A 23277-nucleotide genomic window follows, 5' to 3' on the forward strand; every position below is an offset into this window, starting at 1 on the left:
GGTCAAGATTTGCCCAGGTCATGGCTTGCCGGGGCGGCGGGGTGTTTGCCGGTGCAACTGCTGCGCTGCGGCCGCTGCCCTGGCACGCCGCAGCGCTTCCTGCTCGGCGTCTCGGAGCCGCACCTCAATTCGATGTTCGACCATGATGTCGATCGCGCGGCGCTTGAATTCTTCGCTGCCCGTGAGCTCGAATGCGCCCCCGTACTTTTCCGCTGCCAATCGCAGCGCAGTCGTGATTGATACGGTGTCGCGGTTGCCTTTGGCGAGCACGTCAATGCGTCGGCCGAGATCGATGAATGCGTCGCGGCCGTCGTCCAACCGATAGATGACGGCTCCGTCCCGGCGAACGCGGAAATACAGTCCATCAGCGACGCTTCGTGCAATCGGATCGACATCGTCAACGTGAATGATGCCGTCGGCATCATCATTGGCCAGCGCCCGCACCAGCTCTTGCGTCCGTCGCTTCTCACTGTAGACGAAGCCGCGTAGCTGGCCGATAGCCGCACTATCGCCGGCGGCCGCTTGGCGCTCGACCCACTCGCGGTACGACAGTCTGCGATTCGTTGGCTCTGCGCATAGCGCCTCACGCTCCCTGCGGATCTCGCGTCGCAGCCGATCGCGGTTCCGCAGCGTCTCGAATGCAACGACGCTGTACAGCACTTTGCGGGCCGAAGCATACGGGACAGTCTCTCGGATCTCGAGCCGCTTCTGGCGGGCAGCTTCGCGGATATCCGAGAATCGCTGCCGCACGGTAGCCGGGTCGAGTCGACGATATACGAACGTGCTCTTGTACGCACCGTACCGGGCGCGCAGCTCGCGTCGCGCTTGTGCGCGCTCTTGGCGCCGATCTTCCCGCATCCTTGGATCGCGTTTCGGCGGTCGGTCCTTGTCGTAGGTCAGAACAGCACCGGTCGTCGACGCGGACGGCTCGAACGACCCGAGCCGTTTGGTCAGCCGCGCTTTACCCAGCGCCTCGTGCATGTCGCTGGCCTTGATCGGCGTCGTCGCGACGACTGCGAGATCGTAGATGGCGAAGCCCTGCCCTTTCTCGCGGATCTCGAGCCCGTACTTAGCGAACAGATTGTGCAGTTGACGCCACGTCAGCTGATCATTTTTCAGCGCGGCCAAGAGCGCTTTGCGCGGCTCGCCGCGCGCATAGGTAAACAGGCTTTCCTGATCGGCGTGCCGCTCCATGTCGGCCGCCGGCGTCGGTCGCTTGCCTTTCGTCGCAGGGTCTTTGCTCGCCCAATCGATGACGACGTGACCGCTGCGTTGGAAAACAGCGTAGGGGCCATTGTCGTGCTGCCAGCCGTACCGGAGCTCGAGCTCGCGCATCGCGCGATCCAGCTTGAAATAGTCGCGCTCGGGATAGACCGCTGCGAACGTATCGGGATTCACGCGATTCACGGCAATGTGCAGGTGCGTGTTGTCGGTGTCGCGATGCACGGCAAAAACGTACTGGTGATCCGCCATGCCGACGGCGTCAAGCGCGTGTGCGCCACATTCGAACGCCTGTGCATCGGACGGTGGTTCATTCGCCGGCCAAGACAGAACGACGTGGTACACGGCGTCCTTAACCCGGGTATTCTGGGTCGCCACAGCCTCCATTTCAGCCGCAGCAGATGACAGTGACAAGCAGTTGTGTTCGCACGCGACGCCAGATGGCGTCACGAGACGTTCGGCCTGGCCGAGGAGTCGCCCGGACCAGAGTTCTGCAAGGGCTTCCGCCTCGGCCTGGCTATGCGCTGGCTGAATCGTTGTTTCTTCGAGCCCCAGAAGGGCGCGCCGCGCTCGTGCCTTTTGTTGGAAATCGCGATCAATTTTTGGGGACTGTCGAAGGTAGTTTGCTGCTGCCCGAAGATGCTCTCGAGCACGCTGAAGAGTCTTGAGATGTTTTTCCCGATCGAGTGGGGCGTTGGGATCAACTTCGTCGCCCAGATATTTCCTCTCTTCGTCGCGATTGGTGATGTATTCCACCAAGTCCTTGAAACTCGATTTCAGATCTTCTCGTCGCGGCGGGATTTTGGCCAACATTTTCAGTCACCGATGCGGGCAATTGCCTCACGAATTTTAACGAGGATGGCTGCGTATTCTTTCGACAGCATTCCGCCGCCTTCATTGAATAAATGCTTCTGCAAACCACCGAGGCGGCGAAGCTCGTTCAGGATGTGCGTATCGATCTTCGTGCGCGTGCGGCGACCAAGCGCTGCCGCGAGCACGAATTGCCCTACGCTCATGCCGCAATCGCGCGCCTTCTCCCGGACCGAAGCTTCCTCGTCTTCGTAGCACCGAATCGGTGGAAGCATGCCCGTCCTCCTTCGTTGTTCGCTCGTACTCATTGTTACGCCCTCTCTCTCGAAATCTGGGTCTCGGGGCGAAGCCCTGAGCAGGGACGGTAGGCTGCGCATAGGGAGTGAAACGACTGGTGCGCTGCCGGTTGGAATGGCGCCAATTTGGCGGTATTACAAACCCTACCCTGTCACCGAAGTTACGCTGTTGTTTGTGGAAGTTTGAAGGTAGCTCGCGTGGACGATTTTTTGAAGCAAAATCGAAGGATGCGAAGAGGGACTCCGAATAGTTCAAAGCAACTCTTTCCGGCACACTACTCGGCGGATGAAAATGTGTTGTTTCTGCCAGACAAGTGCTGATCGATAAGACGGTTTTCGGTCATCAAACGGCACGCGCTTACTGCTGCCAGGTTGCATGCAAATTGAGCAGCTTGAGGGAGCAAACAAGCCGATCTATGGACGACGGAAAGGCAAGCGTGGCGACGATGGAAGTGCGCTTAGCGGGATTGCCAAATTGCGAAACAAAGTCGATCGTGATAGGCCTTATGGATCGACGAGAACGAGAGGCGATGTGATGACCTGGACGGATGATCAACTGGTGGACTACGAGACGGCACTCGAGACGATTGGCAACGTGATTGCGATCGCGTCACGTGACATTACCGAAGAGCGGGAAAAGTCGCGGCCGGATGTGCGTCGAATTGATGAATTGCTCGAGCTGCAGAAGCGGCTCAGCGGCGAGCGCCGGAGCTTGCGTATCGACGATGATGCCGCTGTTCAAAAAGCCATCGCGGCTTACGGCCAAATCGTGCGTTCGAGCGAGCTCGCTAGGTAGCTTCCGGGGTGAGCGTCAAGGCGAGCATAGGTGCCGTCGATGCTGCCGCTTTTTTGCCGATCGTACATATCGATAGCTGGGAAAGCGGAGTGTGGGCAAAGGCCCGAAGGGCCGGTGCGCGCAGCGCATTGTCCACATGTAGCGAATAGGCCGGTGGACCCTGTGGGCAAAGGCGTCGGACTGTGGGCAACCGCTTGCGGTTGTCCACGGGCCGTCGACGGTGCGCGAAGCGCATTGTCCACAAGTCCACGGGCACCAATTACTAGAGGAAGTTACAAGAACCGTTACAAGCAAACCTTACAGGTTTAGGGGAGGTCCGATTTAACGCGGTAGAGGGGGCCGATTTAACGTGGTCGCCCCCCTGCGACGGGGGCCGATTTAACGTCTTCGGGGGGCCGATCTAACGTGGATAAATCGCTGAGTCCACACGCTTGCTAACAGCATGCACGGCTGGGCGAATCGGCGGTGGTGATGCCATCAATAGCAGTCCGCCTCTCACACGCTTGACCCGAGCCTTTGGATAGACCGCCATTACGGCGTGCAACGCTGGCAGGAATTTCTTCTTGAAGTCGTTGTCTGGGTCTTTGCCCATGTATTCCTGGCCGAATTGCTCCCGCAGGCGCATCCAAGGAACAATCGGCGGCCGTCCCTGTATCTGGTGAAGGCGGTAGGCCAGCCAAGCATAGACGTCGAGCGCCAATGCTGAGCCTTTCAAGGCCATCAGGGCACGGTTGTCCAAGGGGACCCCTTTCTCCATCAGCTCCTGAAAGTAGCTCTCCGACAGCAGCATGACGCCTGGCCACAAAGATCGCTGCCTGGCGTCCCGGTTGCCGAGCCAGGCGTCGAACTGCTCCACTGGCTGACCGTTGAACGTGCGTCCTTTGTAGCCGAGCTGCAGCCGACATGCCGCGAGAGCATGCATTTGCTTGCGCAGCGTGGCATACCGATTTCCCTGCGAGTCCATTCCGACCAAGCGAAGGAACTCTGCGGCGCTGTCGCCGATTGGGATCTCGCGCGTCTTGTGCCGCTTTGCGTAGGTGGATACCCACGCGAGCGCGAGGCGCGGCATCGCTCCATACGGAATGGGCTGGATCACCGGCCCGTTACCCTCGTCGAGGAACCCAGCCTGCACGCTAAGCCAGACGGAGCCGGATTGCCGCAGAAACTCTCGTTCCAATACCTTGGCGCGCGGAAGACCGACTTGGCAAAAGACGGCGTGCGTGAAGGTCATATCGTCGCCACTGGGTGGTTCCGACTCAATTGATAGGCCGAAATTGATCAGCCGTTCTTCCCGTGACGTCTTCGTTGCGCGAGGCGCGGTGGACGCGATTTGGCCCCAGGTACCGGGCTCGTCGCCATGGCATTCTTCCAGCGCTTCGCGGGCTACCGGGAGGCTCTTCATGCCGCACCTCCACGGCTGTATTCGAGCCCCTGTCTCTTGGCGTCGCCCTCGATCCATCCAGAAAAGTACGAAAACGGGTCGAATTTCTGCGGGCACGGAGTCATTGGGCGACCCGCTTTGCCGGCGTCAAATCCGGCTTGCCATGCCGATGGGTCGATTTGAACGTTCACGTTCATCGCGTACCCCCTACCAACCCCGATGAGAGGGCGGAATGGGGCGCGCTCGTCTGCGCTTGCAGTTTCGCTACCTGTTGGACCTTTGTCGGTCGGCCTCGTCGGGTTGGCCGATTGGAGGGATTCGACGGATCATCGGCACATTGCCGATCGATAAACGCTGCGACATCAACCAGGCGGAAAGCGCGCTTCCGGCCGACCTTGAACGACGGGACAGGGTATGTGCCGGCGCTCAGCCGGTTACGGATGGTCTGGGGTGCCTCGCTAGTGATCTCTGCGACCTGTGCGACGGACAGGGCGGGCGGATACAGCGAGGATAGATACGCGAGAGAGGTGCCAGCATGGCTGACAACGAACAGAGATTTGGAGCGTTGCATGGACGTACGCCTTCTGCAATCGCCCCATCGCCTGCCGTACGGGTCAGGTGGCAAAAGGAAACGTACGTATTCATCAACGGTGCCCCCGCGCCCAGGGGTATGTACAGATGTCGCGGTGTGCGGCGCTGTGTGTTCGTTCCGGTCTTGCAGCTATCCTCTCAGGGAAGCGTCCGCGCGCGCATCTGTACATTCAAGTTGATACTCGCCATCGTCCCGTTGATTCCTCGATGGCTTTCCTCGCAGGTTCTTCTTCATTCCGCCGGGGCCTGCACCGTCGGTAGAACGGTCTCAAAGAGACATCAGTGCTCTGTCGCTGGCTCTGCCCGGAAACGTCAACCGGGGCTATTTCCGGTCTGACGGTCTGCTCACGCAGATTAGGGAGAAAGCTGGCCGTTTAGCGACAGCCAAAGCGCTGACTAACCCGATTGTACCGGGCTGTACCGATATAATTCAAATTTCGCAAGATGGGAAGCGCGCCTGACCTGGTTGCGACGAACGATCCGGGGCGGAGTGTCCGCCAACTAACGGGTCACCTACGGCGGGAACTAATTCATGACCTCGACAGAAAATCAGATCGAACAGGACCTGATCACCAAGCTCGGCGACCTCAAGTACAGCTACCGGCCCGATATCCGCGATCGGGCCGCCCTCGAAGCCAACTTCCGCACGAAGTTCGAGGCGCTCAACCGGGTGCGACTGACTGACAGCGAGTTTCAGCGCCTGCTCGACGGCATCATTACGCCCGACGTGTACAACGCTGCTCAGACGCTGCGCAACATCAACAGCTTCGAGCGCGACGACGGAACGCCGCTGAACTACACCCTCGTCAACATCCGCGACTGGTGCAAGAACGACTTCGAGGTGGTCAATCAGTTGCGTATCAACACCGACAACAGCCATCACCGATACGACGTGATGCTGCTGATCAACGGCGTGCCGGTGGTGCAAATCGAGCTGAAAACCTTGGACGTCAGCCCGCGCCGGGCCATGCAGCAGATCGTCGACTACAAAAGCGCCCCCGGCAACGGGTACGGCAGGACGCTGCTGTGCTTTGTCCAGCTCTTCATCGTCAGCAACCGCACCGATACCTGGTACTTCGCCAACAACAACGCGCGCCACTTTAGCTTCAATGCTGACGAACGCTTCTTGCCCGTTTACCAGTTCGCGAGCGAGGACAATAAGAAGATTACGCAACTGGACAGCTTTGCCGAGAAATTTCTGGCGAAGTGCACCTTGGGACAGATGATCAGCCGCTACATGGTGCTGGTGGCCAGCGAGCAAAAGCTGCTCATGATGCGGCCTTATCAAATCTATGCCGTCAAGGCCATCGTGGACTGCATCCACCAGAACTGCGGCAATGGCTACATCTGGCACACCACCGGCAGCGGCAAGACGCTCACCTCGTTCAAAGCCTCGACCCTGCTCAAGGACAACCCGGACATCGACAAATGCTTGTTCGTGGTAGACCGCAAAGACTTGGATCGCCAGACCCGAGAGGAATTCAACCGCTTCCAGGAGGGGTGCGTCGAAGAGAACACCAACACTGAAACGTTGGTGCGCCGCTTGCTGTCTGACGAATACGCAGACAAGGTCATCGTCACTACCATCCAGAAGTTGGGTTTGGCGCTCGACGGCACCAACAAGCGCAACTACAAGGAGCGTCTTGAGCCACTGCGCAACCAACGCATGGTGTTCATCTTTGACGAGTGCCACCGCTCGCAATTCGGTGAGAACCACAAGGCCATCAAGGAGTTCTTTCCCAACGCGCAGTTGTTCGGCTTCACTGGCACGCCCATCTTCGAGCAGAACGCCAGCTATCAACAGGTCGAAGGGCAACAAGCGAGCTACCGCACTACGGACGACCTCTTCCAGCGCTGCCTGCACCAGTACACCATCACCCACGCCATCGAGGACCGCAACGTCCTGCGCTTCCACGTGGACTACTTCAAGCCCGAGGGCAAGAACCCGCCCAAGCCTGGCGAGGGCTTGGCGAAGGCCAAGGTCATCGAGACTATCCTCGCCAAGCACGATGCGGCCACCAACGGGCGCAAGTTCAACGCCGTACTGGCTACCGCCCGTATCAACGACGCCATTGAGTATTTCGAGGCTTTCAAGACGCTTCAGGCCAAGAAGCTGGAAGAAGATGACACTTTCCAGCCGCTGAACGTGGCTTGCGTATTTTCTCCGCCCGCCGAGGGCAACAGGGACGTGCAGCAGATTCAGGAAGACCTGCCACAGGAAAAGGAAGACAACCAAGAGGACCCGGAGGGTAAGAAAGTCGCACTCACCCGCATCATTGCCGACTACAACGCTCGCTTTGGCGCCAACCACCGTATCGGCGAGTTCGATCTGTACTATCAGGACGTGCAAAAACGCATCAAAGATCAGCAATACTCCAATGCCGATCAGCCGCACGCCGAAAAGATCGACATCACCATCGTGGTCGACATGCTACTCACTGGCTTCGACTCCAAGTACCTCAATACCCTGTACGTGGACAAGAACCTCAAGCACCACGGGCTGATTCAGGCCTTTTCGCGTACCAACCGCGTGCTCAACGACACCAAGCCCTACGGCAACATTCTGGACTTTCGTCAGCAGCAAAAGCCTGTGGAAGAAGCCATTGCACTCTTCTCCGGTGAGAAGATCGACAATCCGCGTGAGATCTGGCTGGTGGATCCTGCGCCCAAGGTCATCGACAGTCTGCAGGCAGCCACTCAGAAGCTGGCCGACTTCATGCAATCGCAGGGGCTGCCTAATGCACCGGAAGAGGTGGCCAACCTCAGGGGGGACGCCGCGCGCAGCCAGTTCGTTAACCTGTTCAAGGAAGTGCAGCGCTTCAAGACCCAGCTCGATCAGTACACCGATCTGAGCGAGGAGCAGAAAACGCAGATCAGCCAGATCACGTCACCCGAACAGTTGCAAGGTTTCAAAGGCGCGTATTTGGAGACCGCCAAACGGCTCAAGGAGCAGCAAGACAAAGAAGGCGATCAAGCCCTGCCCCAGGTGCAGCAGCTTGATTTCGAATTTGTGCTCTTCGCTTCCGCCGTCATCGACTACGACTACATCATGGGGCTGATCGCCCGCGTGACGCAGGAGAAGCCCGGCAAGCTCACCCTTAACCGTGAGCAGCTTATTGGCCTGATCCAGTCCGACGCTAAGTTCATCGACGAGCGCGAGGACATTGCCGAATACATCCGTGGTCTTCCGGTGGGCGAGGCGCTAGACGAAAAGCAGATCCGCGTCGGTTACGAGCGCTTCAAGGCCGAGAAGAAGACCCGCGAGCTCACCGGGATCGCCACCAAGCATGGACTGGCCACTGATGCGCTGCAAGCCTTTGTGGACGAAGTGCTTCGCCGCCGCATCTTCGACGGCGAAGCACTGAGCGAGTTGATGGCTCCACTGGGCCTAGGCTGGAAGGCACGCACGCAAAAAGAACTGGCACTGGTGGAGGATCTGACGCCACTGCTGCACAAACTCGCCCAAGGACGCGAGATTTCGGGGCTGAGTGCATATGAGCAATAAAGACACGGACGCGATGAGCAAAAAGAACGACGAGAAGCCGGCACTGGTGCCACGGTTGCGCTTTCCCGACTTTCGGGATGAAGAAGGGTGGGGAAGTGAATTTGGTGACGAGGTCTTCGCTCAAGTCAGCAACAAGGATCACAACTCCGATCTTCCTGTCCTTGCCATAACCCAAGAGCATGGAGCGATCCCACGCAATTTGATCGATTACCACGTATCGGTAGCTGACAAAAGCATTGAAAGCTACAAGGTCGTGGAAGTTGGTGATTTCATCATCAGCTTGCGCTCATTTCAAGGCGGGATTGAATATTCTAAATACCACGGAATCTGCAGTCCGGCCTATGTAGTCCTAAGACTCAAGCGTGGGCACTCAGCGGACTACTTCAGGCAACTTCTGAAGACAGACCGATTCATTGCTCAACTGAACAAGAATCTTGAGGGGTTGCGCGACGGCAAGATGGTTAGCTATAAGCAGTTCTCTGAACTGCCTTTGCCCATTCCATCTCAGGCGGAACAACAAAAAATTGCCGACTGCCTATCTTCCCTCGACGAATTGATCACGGCGGAAGGCCAGAAGCTGGACACCCTCAAGGCCCACAAGAAGGGCCTGATGCTTCAGATTTTCCCCCGCGAGGGCGAAACCGTCCCACGCCTGCGTTTTAAGGAGTTTCTCAATGAGGGAGATTGGGAGCGCGTCAGCTTGGGCGATCTTGGGACGCTTGTTTCCGGTCTGACCTATAGCCCAGACGATGTGCGAGACGAAGGGCTCCTTGTTCTCAGGTCCTCGAATATCAAAGATGGACGAATTCTTCTGGATGATTGTGTTTATGTTGATCCGGAGATAAAGGGGGCAAACCTGACTAAGCCTGATGACATATTGATATGCGTCAGGAATGGTTCGTCAGCGCTGATCGGGAAAAATGCAATCATTCCGAAAGGGATGCCCCTTTGCACGCATGGTGCATTTATGACTGTTTTCAGATCTGAGTGCGCGCATTTCATTTTTCAACTGTTTCAAACACCTGCATACCAGAATCAAGTTGCTGCAGATCTAGGGGCCACGATTAATTCGATCAACGGCGGCCAGTTGCTCAAGTACAAGTTCTTTGTTCCTAAGCAGCCAGAGCAAACGCGCATCGTCAATCTCTTGTCCTCGCTAGATGAACTGGTCGCAGCTCAAACCCGGAAAATCGATCACCTGAAGAAGCACAAAGCAGCACTCATGCAGCAACTTTTCCCTGCGCATGATGAGGTATTGGTATGAAGAATAATCGCCGCTATACCGATCTAGCTGCACTGGCGGCACATCTGCGGCAGGAGCTGGATAACAAGAAAACAATCCTTCTTTATGCTTACAACGGCACCGGAAAGACGAGGCTGTCGATGGAGTTCAAAAACATAGGCAAACAGGGGGATGTGCGCGACACGCTTTACTTTAATGCCTTTACCGAGGATTTGTTCCACTGGGACAACGATTTGAATGGGGACGTCGACCGAAAGCTCACACTCAATGCGTCTTCGCACTTCTTTGATGGCCCCGCTGAGCTTGAAATGGACAACCGCATTAGGCCGCTGCTGCAGCGCTACGCGGATTTTGATTTTCGTATAGACCGGGAGAACTGGGTGGTGCGCTTCTCGCGCACGGTGGACGGACAGATCATCGAAAATATCAAGGTCTCGCGGGGAGAGGAGAACATCTTTGTCTGGTGTTTCTTCCTTGCTATAGTCCAACTGGCGATCGACGGAGCAGAGGCTTACCAGTGGGTCAAGTACGTCTATATTGATGATCCGATTTCTTCGTTGGATGAACACAACGCCATTACAGTGGGAAACCACCTAGCGCAGCTGCTGAACAAGCCCGGCAGTGCGCTAAAGGTGGTGATCTCGTCGCACCATCCGCTCTTCTTCAACGTGATGCACAACGAGCTGGACGCGCGTAAGTCCAAGAACGTCTCCGCGTACTTTCTGTCGCGCTCGAAGTCCGATGGCTCGTACTCTCTGGCCTACACCGGCGCGACACCGTTCTTCCATCACGTGGCCGTATTGACCGAGCTCTACAAGGCCGAGCAGTCTGGCGAGCTGTACACCTACCACTTCAACATGTTGCGTTCGGTGTTGGAAAAGTCGGCGAGTTTTCACGGTTTCTCCAACTTCTCGGCGTGCATTGCGCGGGATGCCGACGACCCTGACGGCGTTCTGCATGCACGGCTGATCAATATCATGAGCCATGGCAACTATTCATTGTTCGAACCCCAGCCGATGCTGGATGAGAACAAGGCTTACTTCAGGAAGATCCTGCATGAATTCCTGAGCCGCTATCCCTTCAATCCAGATTTATTCCCTCAGCCCGTTGAGGGAGCAGACACGCCATGACCGAATTCGAAAAACAGAAACTGGGCAAGAGCCTCTGGGCCATTGCCGATCAATTGCGCGGTGCTATGAACGCGGACGACTTCCGCGATTACATGCTGGCGTTCCTCTTCCTGCGGTACCTGTCGGACAACTACGAGGCCGCAGCGCAAAAGGAGCTCGGGCCGGATTACCCTGCCCAGCTCGACGGCGCGGCTTCCACGCCGTTGCAGCTTTGGTACGAGAAAAATCTAGATGATGTACCCGAGTTCGAAAAGCAGATGCGTCGCAAGGTGCATTACGTAATCGAGCCGCAATACCTGTGGGGCAATATCGCGCAGATGGCGCGCGAACAGAGCAAGTACCTGTTGGACACGCTTCAAAAGGGCTTTGGATACATCGAAACAGAATCCTTCGCCAGTACCTTCCGAGGGCTGTTTTCCGAGATCAATCTAGCGTCGGACAAGCTCGGAAAGAATTACGACGAGCGCAATGCGCGCCTGTGCAAGATCATCAGCGAAATCGCTAAAGGGCTCACGCAGTTTTCCACCGACAGCGACACGCTGGGCGATGCCTACGAATACCTAATCGGTCAGTTTGCCGCCGGCTCCGGAAAAAAAGCCGGTGAATTCTATACGCCGCAGCCCATTTCCAGCGTCCTCTCGGCGATCGTCACGTTGGACGGGCAGGAACCGGCCACCGGCCAGCGCAAACATATGGACAGCGTGCTGGACTTTGCTTGTGGCTCGGGGTCGTTGTTGCTCAATGTGCGCCACCGCATGGGGCCGCATGGTATTGGCAAGATTTACGGGCAGGAGAAGAACATCACTACTTACAACCTCGCGCGCATGAACATGCTGCTGCACGGGGTGAAGGACTCCGAATTCGATATATTCCACGGCGACACCCTGCTCAACGAATGGGACATGCTGCGCGAGACCAACCCGGCGAAAGCGCCGAAGTTCGACGCGGTGGTCGCCAATCCACCGTTCAGCTATCGCTGGGAGCCGACCGATGCGCTGGGTGAGGATGTACGCTTCAAGAACCACGGCCTAGCCCCGAAGTCGGCTGCGGACTTTGCTTTTCTGCTGCACGGCTTTCACTTCTTGAAGCAGGACGGCGTGATGGCCATCATCCTGCCGCACGGTGTGTTGTTCCGTGGCGGGGCGGAGGCGCGCATCCGTACCAAGTTGCTTAAGGACGGCCACATCGATACGGTGATCGGGCTGCCGCCCAACTTGTTCTTCTCCACCGGTATACCGGTGTGCATCCTAGTGCTGAAGAAGTGCAAGAAGCCTGACGACGTGCTGTTTATCAACGCCGCCGAACACTTCGAGAAGGGTAAGCGGCAGAACCGGCTGCTACCCGAGCACATCGAGAAGATTATCGATACCTACCAGTTCCGCAAGGAAGAGGCACGCTACTCGCGGCGTGTGAGCATGGAGGAAATCGAGAAGAAGAACGATTTCAATTTGAATATCTCGCGCTATGTGAGCACGACGATGGAGGAGGAGGAGATCGACCTCGCGGCGGCGCATGCTGAACTTGTTTCACTGGATAAAAGGATCAAGTTGGCCACTGAGCAGCACAACAAATTCCTCTCGGAGCTGGGACTGCCTTTGCTGCCGTGACTACCCACGGGCCGACGCTCCAATTCTGCTCCACTTGACTGCGGATTTTTTCGGTACGATACCAACTCCCGGCGCGTACCCGAATCTACCGAAATTAGTGCGCGGCCCAAAAAATTCGGCAACTGATTGATTTGCAAGGGTTTTGATCTCTCGCCGAAAAGCTCTTCGGAATCAAGGACTTTGATCGGGTGGGTCGAATCGGATCGAAACCTCATTCGCAATGCGAAGGTCGGGAGTTCGATCCTCCTCCGCTCCACCAACAGAACATCCGAGTAGGTCCAAAGCGGTTCCGGAAAAGTCCAAAACCCCGCGTAGCATAAGGCTCGCGGGGTTTTTTGTTTCCGGCGATCTCCGATGTGGTCCGTTGACATCCAGGGGCAGCTGGGGGCAACCTTCAGGGGCAAGTACAAGACTGAAGAAGGAGTTGCCCCAAAATGCCCCTGACCGACATAGCCGTCCGCAACGCGAAGCCCGGCGACAAACCAATACGGCTTTTCGATGCCGGTGGCCTTTATCTGGAAGTTGCCCCGAGCGGGGGCAAGTGGTGGCGCTTCAAATACCGGTTTGCCGGAAAGGAGAAGCGCATCTCGCTAGGCGTCTATCCCGAGATCACCTTGAAGGAAGCGCGTGACCGAAGGGATGGCGCACGGAAGCTTCTCGCGAACGGGGTCGATCCGGGACTTGATCGCAAGATACAAAAAGCCGCGGTGTTCGAGCGAGCCGGCAACAGTTTTGAGACCATCGCTCGGGAATGGTTTGCTCGGCAGTCTCCCGGCTGGGCGAAGAGTCACGGCGACAAAATTATCGCCCGACTGGAAAACGACGTCTTTCCTTGGTTGGGGGGGCGGCCCATCGCGGATATCCGAGCGCCGGAAGTTCTGGCGGTCTTGCGCAGAGTCGAGGGCCGCGGTGCACTCGATACAGCGCATCGCGTACACCAGAATTGCGGTCAGGTGTTTCGCTACGCCGTAGCGACGGGGAGGGCGGAAAGGGACGTCAGTGCAGACTTGCGCGGAGCGCTGCCGCCCGCTCGCCACGAGAATTTCGCTTCGATTACCGAACCAAAGGAGGTCGCTGGGCTCTTGCGGGCGCTAGACGGCTTTAAGGGAACCTTCGTCGTCCAGTGTGCGTTGCGACTGGCACCGTTGCTGTTCGTGCGCCCCGGTGAGCTGCGTACAGCCGAATGGTCACAGTTCGACCTCGACAAGGCCGAGTGGCGCTACACCGTTTCCAAGACCAAGACAGAGCACCTGGTCCCGCTCGCGCGACAGGCCGTCGCCATACTTCGAGAGCTGCACGGGCTAACCGGTCACCGCCAGCACGTATTTCCCGGGCGAGACGTCAAAAAGCCGATGAGCGGCGCCGCAATCAATGCGGCCTTGCGGCGACTGGGATTCGACACGAAGACCGAGATCACCGGGCACGGGTTCCGCGCAATGGCCCGTACCATCCTGCACGAACAGTTGCGATTCGCCAGTGAGGTGATAGAACATCAGCTGGCGCATAAAGTTCCTGATGCGTTGGGGACGGCTTACAACCGGACCAGGTTTATCGATGATCGGGTGGTGATGATGCAACGATGGGCGGACTATCTCGACGAATTGAAGTCCGAAAATGGCGACGCTCTCAAAATTCGCACTGTAGCTGCCTGACGTCGATCCTATAACGGGAGGAATATGACCGTCACTGTTGTTGATTTGCCGCTCGACGAACTGATCCATTGCGAGGCGTTTGCGCGCGCCATAGCGAGAGCGATCCACCCAGTGCCGGAAGAAGGGGCAAGTGGCATGGCTTGCGTGACGGGCAAGTTGGTGGCCCCAGATCTCAGGAAGGTGTCGCCGCAAACTGAACTGCTAGACGCCGTTCGGGCGGATATCGCGGGGGCCTTTCCGTTGCCAGCACTTATCGAACACGACAAACAGCTCGAACTCGAGCTTCGTGGTGAAGCGCTGGAAAACGAACGCGGCGCAACCGAGCGGCAGATTTGGAGGTTGACGTCTGACCTTCAGTTCCCGCACAAGCTGACGGACAAGGACCGGGAGAGTCTGGAAAGGATATTGCCTGATTTGCCGCCTTTGCATTACCCGTTGTCGGACCGAAGCAGGGAAGTGTTCACGCAAGCATTCCGGGAGAAGGCCCGCGACTGGCTGTGGGAGCCGATACTTGTGACGGATGCCTATGTTGGCAGGCAGCACCAGCGGCAAGAGCAAATGGTCGAATATCACCTCGCCACGTTGGCAGATGAATGTTCCTCGGGCGCAATAGTAATTCTCGACCGAGGGCACACTCGGCTGACCCGAATTGCTCCTGTTTCAGACGCCTACCTTTCCCGCAAGGCCGCGATCGATTATCTGTATCGACACGGTTTGGGGTATCGGAAGGCAAAGGCAAGCGCGCGGAAACCGATTGATGGTCAACGAGCCGCGGGTACTCTCCCAGCGCCGACACGCGGCGTCTCCATCGGTCAAGCGAGTGCAGGGGTAGTACGTTCGGGCAGTGATGAGTCGTATGGTAGCGACGCGAGTGGACCGCATCGTGCAGACCCGCCGCATGGTTCAGTCTCGTCGGCCGTCGCTGGTGCCAGCAAAACAGACAACACTACAAAAGCTCCTGTCGCTTTGCGTGGCACCGTTCTGCGCATTAGCGAAGTGAGTGAGCTGACGGGAATCTCAGTGTCGATGCTCTACGAAAAGATGAATCGCAAGTCGCGATACTACGATCCTACGTTCCCGAAGAAGGTGTCGTTTGGTGCGCGCACCGTCGGCTATCTGCAGGCCGATGTCGATGCGTGGATTCAGGAGCGGGTTTCAGCTGGGAAAGATTAGTATTTCGCGGCCCACGTATCGAAAGCTACATCGACGCTATGACGAGCGAGCAATCACCGCGAGAACGCATTGCTGCCGCAAGGCAGCTTTATGCCGCGTTGCAGGAGTACATCGACCGGCCGACCTGGACGCCGATGGAAGGGGCATTGATTGTGTCGGGGATTCACCCGCCGCCCAACTGCTGTGAGATTCCCAAAAGGGGGGTGGGCCTCGATGGCCGGATCTTCTCGAGCGGCGACAATGAACGCTTTTCGGATGCTCACCGAATCTGGCGGAAGTGGCTTTCGCGTTGCGAAGACGATCAGGAACGTGGTGAAGTCACGCCGACTGAGTTTCGGCCGGACAAGTTTCTGATCTGGTGCGACGACATGCATATCGAGACCGATTGTCTTTGGCTTTGTCGGTCTCTCACTGGCTACAAGGCGGATGGTGGTCGCGTCGACGTAATTCCACTTGCGATTGTCGAATACGCGGAACAAAAGGCCAACGAGGTCGACGTGCTTACCGCTAAGCTCGTCGCTGGCGAGTCGAGCAGGGATACGCGGCTTGGAGAGAGAAAGTCGTCGGCACGATTGCCGATGCCATTGCCAGAGAACCGGGAACACCTGTCGACGGAAGAGTTGGCTGCGGTACTGGCAGTGGAGCCTCAGTCGGTTCGGAAGCGGTACTCTGAAACTGGCAGCTATCATGGCGTGCGGCCGACAAAGCTTCCGAATCGTCGGCTGCTCTGGCCGGTCGAAGCCGTTAGGCAATTGATCAACGGCGGTACAGCTAGCGAGTAATCGGTTCCGTCACGTTTGTCCATCGCGCGATCGACGCGTTCATGAACAATGGCGATGGCGACGTGGGGCCAGCCAAACTGACGAGCCACTGACTCTCTTGGCTGCTTGCACTGTAGAGCGGATTATGAAGGCGGGCTCCGGTAGGAAATGGCGGCGAGGTGCCACAATAGACGGCTACGAGCCAGTGCCTCATGCTAATGAACTCTGCCGGCCCGTGGTCCTGCCGGGCGAGCCTTACTACTTGATCAGAAACGGTGACCTGTCTTTGCCGGAAATCCAGCGAGGCGCTTTGCCGTGACCGCTCCAGGTTGTACCGCTCTCTGGATCCTTGTATTTCGGCGGCAAAGCCTTGCTCTTTGCCTTGGCTTTTTTCCCGGTTGCCTGTTGTGTCGGCCATTTCAGATCGCCAGCGGCAATGCCGTACTTTTCGATCTTCGTGTTCATGTCGGCAATAGCGTCCGCTTTCTCCTTTTCCTTCTGCGCATTCGCCCTCTTTTGGATCTGCTCGATCTGGGCTTCCGCCTGCTTGCGAATCTGTTCTATTTGGGCCAGCGATTCGTCGTACGTCGTCGGTTCGAGCGATTCATTGTGGATTGTCGTCATTGAATATTCCCTCATAGCGGTGTGCGGCGGCAATGATGGCACGAGATCGCAACGGACGCTACAGTATCGGGCATCGCCAGGGGGCAGCTAGGAGTCCGCTGTCTCGTCACCAAACACTACATTTGAACGCTATGTACGGCGCAGGCAATCAGAATCTGGGGAATACGGCACAACCTGAATACCAGTTGTCGGAGTATCGGCTGCAGCAGAACGGCCGGGGCCGAACTTATCCGATTGATGCCTTCCCACCCATCATCAGGCAGGCCATTATCGACGTCGACGCTGAGTTGGGCGGCGGTATTGAACTCGCTGCCTCTGCCGCCTTGGGTATCGTCTCGACAGCCTGTCAGGAATTCGTCAACGTCCAGCGGCCGAAGCTCAAGCCATCATCCTGTTCGCTCTTTCTGATCACCATAGCTGGGACGGGCGCGGGCAAGAGCGAGATTCAGAACAATTTCATCACCGAACTCGAGGCATTTGAGCGGGAGGAAGAGAGCCGAGCAAATGAAGCATCCGAAGGCTCTAGAAAGCTGTCACGCAAAGTCCGTATAGAGATGCTGGCTGAACTGCGTGAGAGGGAATACGAAGCACTGGTCGAATATGACGAACTCCGAGAGAAGGAAGGCAAGGTTCGGAAGCATCTGGATTACCAGAACGAGGTCTTGTCCGGACGGCGTCCAGTCATAGAGGTACGGGGAAAACGCCCTGAGCCACTGGAAGCGAGGGTGGCCGCAGCCAATCATGCGTTAGAAAGCCTTCTGCTCCGTATCCAGGAGTTGCAATCTGAGCTGGCCGAAATACAGGCCGAAATTAGAGACACCATCGGACCAGCTGCTCGCCGATTGGTCTATGGACGGGGTTCATTTGCCGGCTTCCGCAATGGCTTGCAGGACAAGTGCCGGTCAGCAGGAATTATCTCAGCAGAAGCCGGCGGGATTCTCAATAGCGCGCTGGTCACGCGCAACATGGACGCATGGAATGACCTGTGGGGGTGCGAGTTCTATCGGGAGACCTACGACAAGCGTGAATACGTCATTGAGTCCCCTCGGCTGACGCTCGCGTTAATGCTCCAGCCAAAGCAGTTTCAAAAATTCCTCGACAATTGTGGGGAGAACGCGCTGGACAATGGGTTTCTATCGAGAACGCTGCTCCTGAAGGTGCCGTCCTACCCACCGAAATCGGCTGGCGGAAGTGACGACGCCCCAAGGGAAATTGGAAGCCTGAAAAAGTTCCATCAACGGATTCAGGCCATTCTGGGGCAGCAATTTCCTTGCATTCCAGAGCGAACCGTTCTGACGTTTTCGGCGACCGCACGGCGATACTGGGAAAGCTATTACAACAAACTCAGCGTTGCGATCGCAGAGAAAGGCAAGTTCGATACGGAAATGGAGGGCTTTGTCAGGAAACTGCCCGAGCAAGCCGCGAGAATCGCCGCGCTGTTTCACTACTTCGAGATGCATCCAGTCCGCAATAGCGCGGACTCCGGCTCGGCCACCGACGCTTATGGACGTCCTGCGCTGAAAGGCAAAGAGCGAGACATACCGATCGAAACCGTTCAGGCAGCCATCCGATTGTGCGACTGGTATATGGCGGAGTTCCGGATGTTGGTAGTCGCAAGTGAGCTCCCGGAACCGCTTTCGGCCTTTGCGTTCTCAACTCAGGTAAGAGCCAATGCGGACAAGATCCTCCGAACAATAGAAAAGAACTATTGGAAATACGTCGAGGCTCAACATGGCAGCGCCTGTGTCAAACTCGAATACAAGAAAATCCAGAATGCCAATCGCACAATAAAGACACAGGGAGAGATCCTTGCCGCTCTACATTGCCTGGCGAGCGAAGGAAGGCTTTATCTGGGACGCGGCAAGAAGGGCGGGTACTTCGTTTGTTATAACCGTTCGGGCTTCTATGGCTGTGGTCGTTGCGTGCCGACCCCGACATTGGTTAAGCAGGCTGAGTCACCTTCAGCTCATGAGGTTACGGGTCAGTCCGTGAAGCTTGGCCTGGAAAGTGATGCCCGTCAGGTAGGAGTGGTTGATCAGGGGCCGCAGTCAACGGATATCCCTGTTGATTACGATGCCTACATGCGAGGAAAGAGCTTGTTGGATATCGTTAAAGCCAAGCGCCCCAATCTCGTTGCCTCAGAAGAAGAAACAAAAGAGACTAGCGCGGAGGAGCAGCAATTCCCGCTTTCAGTTCTCAATAGCGGTGAAGACCAGTCACAGTCCAGTCGTTTCATTCTTCCACATGATCAGTTGAACAGGGCTGTCTCCAGTTCTCTCGGATTCCCGGCTGATGACGACGAGGAAGTCGACGACGATCCTAATGCGCAGGATTGATTTCATTTTATCTATTACAAAAAAATCACGATAGATTATATAAGATGATCTGCGAGTTGTTCTCAAAAATACTACAGTAGTAAAAGTAGTAGGGTAGCAATCGATTCGAACTAGTCCTGTGGATGCAACCGAAACGGGCCATCTATATTCATAAAAATGTTAATAATCAATGTTCTATGAGAATTTTGGTGAGGATAAAAGTTGCTACTCGAGCCTCGGTGCGATTCCTGCCATTTAGCGCGCCGATCGAGTAACGTCATCGGTTTAGCCGCCGCGTAAGCAGTTCACGCGAAATGGGCTGAGAATGGAGCCTGTGCCGATGCGCTGATTCACATGCAAAGCGGAGCCAATTGAAGGCTCATTGATCTACGGGCCTACGAAGCTGTGGAGCGACATGGTTTCACTATGGCGAAGGGGCATACGTCAGTGGGGGGCGAGAAGGGGAAGGTGCGATCAATACATGGATCTCGAATGAGGAGGTTGTCCTTGACTACTCTGTTCGACCCGCTAACTTGGCGAGCGGTTTTTGGTTGAAAATGCGTGAGGAAAAGCAATTTGCAATCTCGATTCCTCAATGAGCAGGCTCTTTTGCTGATAGTGAATTCCGGATCTGTCATTGTTGTGTTTTGTCCTTTCTATCACGTTCAAGTTAGCGCACCTGTATTGTCATCCCCTTCCTGAGCACCCGCCCGGTATCCTTTCCTTCAGTACCATCGCTCGTCGCTCGAAAGGCATCCCTTAGATGCCGATCGATAGATAGATCAACAACGTAGAAATTATCATTACGTTCAAGTTACCGTAAATTCTTATTGCTCATCCGAATGATTTGAGGAGTAGTGTCTCGCTGTCATCGAGCATGCTCCTGATTGAGGTCGAGTCGATTTCCATGATTGACGAGGCTGCGACTAGTGAACTATCGAGATGAGTAATGAAAACGGACAACCAATTAAACAGCAGTAGCCCGAACGTCGAAGACGCATTCGAGATCGATTCTTACAAAACACTTCACTTTGACCTTAAAGATGGCAAGGTCAAGTCTTCATACGGTCCGAGTGACGGGAGCATTGCGAGCGGCGTGCATCAGATCACGGAGTGTGTCAAAGGGATCATTCAGTCGAAGCGCAATCTCTTTCATCTGAAAGACGTGGAGGTTGATCGTCGATTGAGACCGCCTACGTCTAGGCTGGAGATGAATAAGCTCGGCGAGTGCTTCCTGAAGTGCCTGCAGATGGATCTAGATCGCGTACTAGACACGTATCCGAGCATTGGTCAATTCAATCGATACTTCGATCTCTTCTACAAGGCTGTGACGCGCGAGATACACCTCGCCAACGGGAGTGCGCCATTCGTGGAAGTCGCCAACGACGAGTGGCTCGATAGCGCCGACTGGAAGGTGAGTGGCACCGATAGGCTAATCCAATACGTTCAGCCATTGAACGACGTTGTCGACGAGATCCGCAGGAACGGCAATAGCCAGGCTTTCCGGGACTGGATCGAGAAGCTCGCGAGGCAGCCGGCCAGTAACAGGGACGCGCTGTGGTCGCTGGTTCTCGCTTGTCTGAATGTCAATCACCACCTCTCTGTGTTGCGCTTCGATCTCGGGTATGCAAAGTACTATTGCGATGCCGAGTTCTCCGGTGGACACGCCATTACCTACGAGGACGTGAGAAGCCATCGAGAGGCATTGAGACGTTTCCTCAAACGTGATCTAAGCAAGATGCTTCCGGCCGGTGCCTGCAAGGGCATGGGCTTCGCTATCAAGCTCGAATTCGGCCTTGACAAGACTTTCCATTTTCACGTGATCGTCATCCTCAACGGCGACGTCGTCTGCCGGCATGCTGCCATTACGGAGATGATTTGCCACTACTGGAACGAGACGATCACGCGCGGCATGGGTGGGAGCTACAACTGCTTTCGGTCCAGCTATAAGAAAAAAGGAATTGGGTCCGTCAGATACGGCGACGATAAGCTCGGCAATCTCGAAGAGGAAGTCGTACCGTACGTGACGAAGGCAGACTTCTACTTCGACATGGTGAAACGCGACGGGCATAGATCATTCTGGAAGAGTCAGCCGCCTAAGTTCGAAGCAAAGAGAAGGGGAAGAAAGCGCAGCAAGACGGCAGTGACGTTACCGCTCGTGAAGGCAAAGCCAGTCGCCGACTTTGAGGAATGTCTGGCGCGCTTCTCGAATAGTGCGGGTGAGGGCTCTGTATCTCCGAAAATGGATGTCGCTATTGAAGAGCAGGGAATTGGCGGTGTTGCTCAGTCGATTGGCGCAGTCATCGATTCCGATGATATTCTCTGGCGCAATACCGTAGCGTAGGAACCGAGTGCATCCTGTGATGCGGCGATAACCTGGTTGATGCATAACAGGCTCTGTAAGGCTTTCGAATAGATCGGGTATGTCTACGCATGAAGGCGGCAGTCGGAGACCATCAGCGGCCTGATATGGGGATCTATTAGGCTGTGCAGGTGAGTTCATTGCGCTGCGCATTGAATCGGTATTGACCCCGTTGCGCAGGCGTTGGCAAAGCTGTACCGCTGGTGGCTTCGCCGTCATTGCATTCTGATTCAATAACGCCGAATCTTCAAGATCCGCGAACCGCTTCACAAGACACGACGGAAGTGCTTCGGCAAGGACGCGGAATAATCTTGGCTTTTGTCGCCGGGCGCATTCTTGCTATTCAATCGGACGTCATTTAATCGCGACGTTGCCGCGAGACCGCACTCTGGATTTTCGTGATCATTGTCCGGAGACTGGGTAGCTCGATTGTGTCCTGGTTAAGTGCGAACGAGCCACCCGCTATGATTGCGCAAGTTACTAGCGACAGTCCGATCCCCTCGAAAACAACGAAAAGTGGGTTCTGGCGATAGATATTGACGACTCGAATGTCTTCTTGATCGCTAAGCTTCCGGGATGCGAAGTCGGCGAACTGATGAGCACTTGTGCCGATCCGTTTCGCGACCAATCTCGCGAAACGGTTAACCTGATCGATGGATTCGATTTGGAACTGACCCGAACTCGTCATCTCTTCGCGTGCCGCTACGTATAGCGCGCGAAACAGGTAGAGAAAATAGGAGAGGTCGCCAAGCGGCATCGGACTGCCATCTGTTTCAATGTTTGCGGTTAGCTGCGAAGTGGGAAACAAGCTTTACTCCTTGTTCTTGTTTGTGAGGTCAGCGAGGGCGAGGGTCGTATAAACGGTAAAGCATACGAGCGCCAGGGTCAGGCCGCAGAATACCTGCAAAACCACGAGGATCTGGGAGATCCAGTGGCATGGTGAGAAATCCCCATAGCCTACGGTCGTCATCGTGACAGCGCTGAAATACGTTGCCTCAATGATGCTGCCGAAAGGGTGGCTGAAGAACTTGTCGGGCAGAAGGTAATAGAGCAATCCGAAGCCGACCATGATCTCAAGGTAGCTCTTGAGCGCAAGGTGCAGCCGGTCACCAAATTTGAGGGCACTGGTGGATGGGCGGCCGTTCAGCTTTTCGACCGCGTCGATCAGGAAGGCTGCAAATATCTCCACCGCTCGCGAGGCGATCAGATAGCCAAAGATAAAAGCGCTCAGGATGCGAAAATCCGCGAAGCTTGGCAGGTGATGCCGGTTGGCACCGAGTACGATGCCGTAGACGATTGCCAGAATGAGCGATGTGAGGAAGTAGAAGTGGTTGTACCTTCCGATACCCTTGGTCAGACGCGCTATTCCGTCATCCTTCGCGAGGTGGGCTTTCTTGTTTATTTCAGCAAGCTTGAAAGTCGGCGAGAGAATCCAGAACCACCAGCCAGTGTACTTTTTCATGTTTGATGCGCCAGGCGCGGCAAGTCGTCAGATTTCCTGGCTCGAAGGTTCGGTCCATTGAGTGCATTGGCCGGTGCTAACAGCGGGTTGAGCGTACCGGTACCAATGAGTTTGTCACTATTGTGCCACCGGGTATGGAGGGATCTGCAAGGCTTTCGAATGGTCTGGGTGGACCCAATATGGCCGAGCCAGTGGAAGCATAACGGCGACACGACGGGGCATTCTATCGGGCTTTGCTATTGCGCCCGAGGCGTGACGCCTCGAGGCTACGTTGGCTTCGCTGCTCCATCCAGCATTCGTAACGCTGTACCGCTAGTCGCCATATCGTCATTCGTCGTTGTATTCGAA

General features: G+C 56.1%; 16 protein-coding genes. 10 read left to right on the plus strand and 6 right to left on the minus strand.

The features are described 5' to 3' along the window. Positions 1-18: 18 nt before the first annotated feature. Both traI and mobA read right to left on the minus strand, forming a co-directional pair. A complete protein-coding gene (gene traI, locus P5W99_RS00630) occupies positions 19-2034 on the minus strand; it encodes a TraI/MobA(P) family conjugative relaxase (RefSeq protein WP_434661437.1) in 2016 nt (671 codons plus the stop codon). A gap of 2 nt (positions 2035-2036) precedes the next feature. Beyond that, complete coding sequence (mobA, locus tag P5W99_RS00635) at positions 2037-2306, minus strand: plasmid mobilization protein MobA (protein WP_211097529.1); 270 nt, start codon at positions 2304-2306, stop codon at positions 2037-2039. A 556-nt stretch (positions 2307-2862) separates the two neighbouring features. Here mobA and P5W99_RS00640 point away from each other — a divergent pair. After that, positions 2863-3123: a hypothetical protein gene (locus P5W99_RS00640; RefSeq protein WP_076939214.1), complete on the plus strand. Its 261-nt coding sequence runs from the start codon at positions 2863-2865 to the stop codon at positions 3121-3123. Between the two features lie 400 nt (positions 3124-3523). On the opposite strand, the gene P5W99_RS00645 is transcribed toward P5W99_RS00640, so the two are convergent. Next, entirely contained in the window at positions 3524-4525 is a 1002-nt protein-coding gene (locus P5W99_RS00645; RefSeq protein ID WP_434661439.1) for a replication protein RepA, read from the minus strand. 1102 nt (positions 4526-5627) lie between these two features. Here P5W99_RS00645 and P5W99_RS00650 point away from each other — a divergent pair. From P5W99_RS00650 to P5W99_RS00680, 7 genes are all read left to right on the plus strand, one after another. Further along, positions 5628-8600, plus strand: coding sequence for a type I restriction endonuclease subunit R (locus tag P5W99_RS00650; protein WP_434661440.1), 2973 nt, complete (start codon positions 5628-5630; stop codon positions 8598-8600). Then, positions 8590-9864, plus strand: coding sequence for a restriction endonuclease subunit S (locus P5W99_RS00655; protein WP_434661442.1), 1275 nt, complete (start codon positions 8590-8592; stop codon positions 9862-9864). Before P5W99_RS00650 ends, P5W99_RS00655 begins: the two co-directional genes overlap by 11 nt. Next, on the plus strand, positions 9861-10973 hold the full coding sequence (locus tag P5W99_RS00660) for an AAA family ATPase (RefSeq protein WP_434661444.1): 1113 nt from the start codon (positions 9861-9863) through the stop codon (positions 10971-10973). Before P5W99_RS00655 ends, P5W99_RS00660 begins: the two co-directional genes overlap by 4 nt. Beyond that, entirely contained in the window at positions 10970-12580 is a 1611-nt protein-coding gene (locus P5W99_RS00665; protein ID WP_434661446.1) for a type I restriction-modification system subunit M, read from the plus strand. Before P5W99_RS00660 ends, P5W99_RS00665 begins: the two co-directional genes overlap by 4 nt. A 434-nt stretch (positions 12581-13014) precedes the next feature. Next, positions 13015-14232, plus strand: a complete 1218-nt coding sequence (locus P5W99_RS00670) for a tyrosine-type recombinase/integrase (protein WP_434661448.1) — start codon at positions 13015-13017, stop codon at positions 14230-14232. Between the two features lie 24 nt (positions 14233-14256). Then, positions 14257-15405 (plus strand): helix-turn-helix transcriptional regulator, encoded by a 1149-nt coding sequence (locus P5W99_RS00675; RefSeq protein ID WP_434661450.1) that lies wholly within the window; start codon positions 14257-14259, stop codon positions 15403-15405. A 38-nt stretch (positions 15406-15443) separates the two neighbouring features. Beyond that, positions 15444-16187, plus strand: coding sequence for a hypothetical protein (locus P5W99_RS00680; RefSeq protein WP_434661452.1), 744 nt, complete (start codon positions 15444-15446; stop codon positions 16185-16187). Between the two features lie 237 nt (positions 16188-16424). Here the strand turns inward: P5W99_RS00680 and P5W99_RS00685 are convergent, their stop codons facing one another. Beyond that, positions 16425-16790: an H-NS histone family protein gene (locus P5W99_RS00685; protein WP_434661454.1), complete on the minus strand. Its 366-nt coding sequence runs from the start codon at positions 16788-16790 to the stop codon at positions 16425-16427. A 131-nt stretch (positions 16791-16921) separates the two neighbouring features. On the opposite strand from P5W99_RS00685, the gene P5W99_RS00690 reads away from it, so the two are divergent. Continuing rightward, a complete protein-coding gene (locus P5W99_RS00690) occupies positions 16922-19126 on the plus strand; it encodes a DUF3987 domain-containing protein (protein WP_434662623.1) in 2205 nt (734 codons plus the stop codon). Positions 19127-20054: 928 nt separating this feature from the next. Beyond that, positions 20055-21449: a hypothetical protein gene (locus tag P5W99_RS00695; RefSeq protein ID WP_434661456.1), complete on the plus strand. Its 1395-nt coding sequence runs from the start codon at positions 20055-20057 to the stop codon at positions 21447-21449. 376 nt (positions 21450-21825) lie between these two features. Here the strand turns inward: P5W99_RS00695 and P5W99_RS00700 are convergent, their stop codons facing one another. Together P5W99_RS00700 and P5W99_RS00705 are read right to left on the minus strand one after the other, a co-directional pair. Then, positions 21826-22275, minus strand: a complete 450-nt coding sequence (locus P5W99_RS00700) for a hypothetical protein (protein ID WP_434661458.1) — start codon at positions 22273-22275, stop codon at positions 21826-21828. Positions 22276-22278: 3 nt separating this feature from the next. Continuing rightward, positions 22279-22929, minus strand: a complete 651-nt coding sequence (locus P5W99_RS00705) for a potassium channel family protein (protein ID WP_434661460.1) — start codon at positions 22927-22929, stop codon at positions 22279-22281. Positions 22930-23277: the final 348 nt, after the last annotated feature.

Origin of the sequence: Paraburkholderia sp. A3BS-1L, from assembly GCF_051125215.1 — a bacterium.
Taxonomy (GTDB): domain Bacteria; phylum Pseudomonadota; class Gammaproteobacteria; order Burkholderiales; family Burkholderiaceae; genus Paraburkholderia.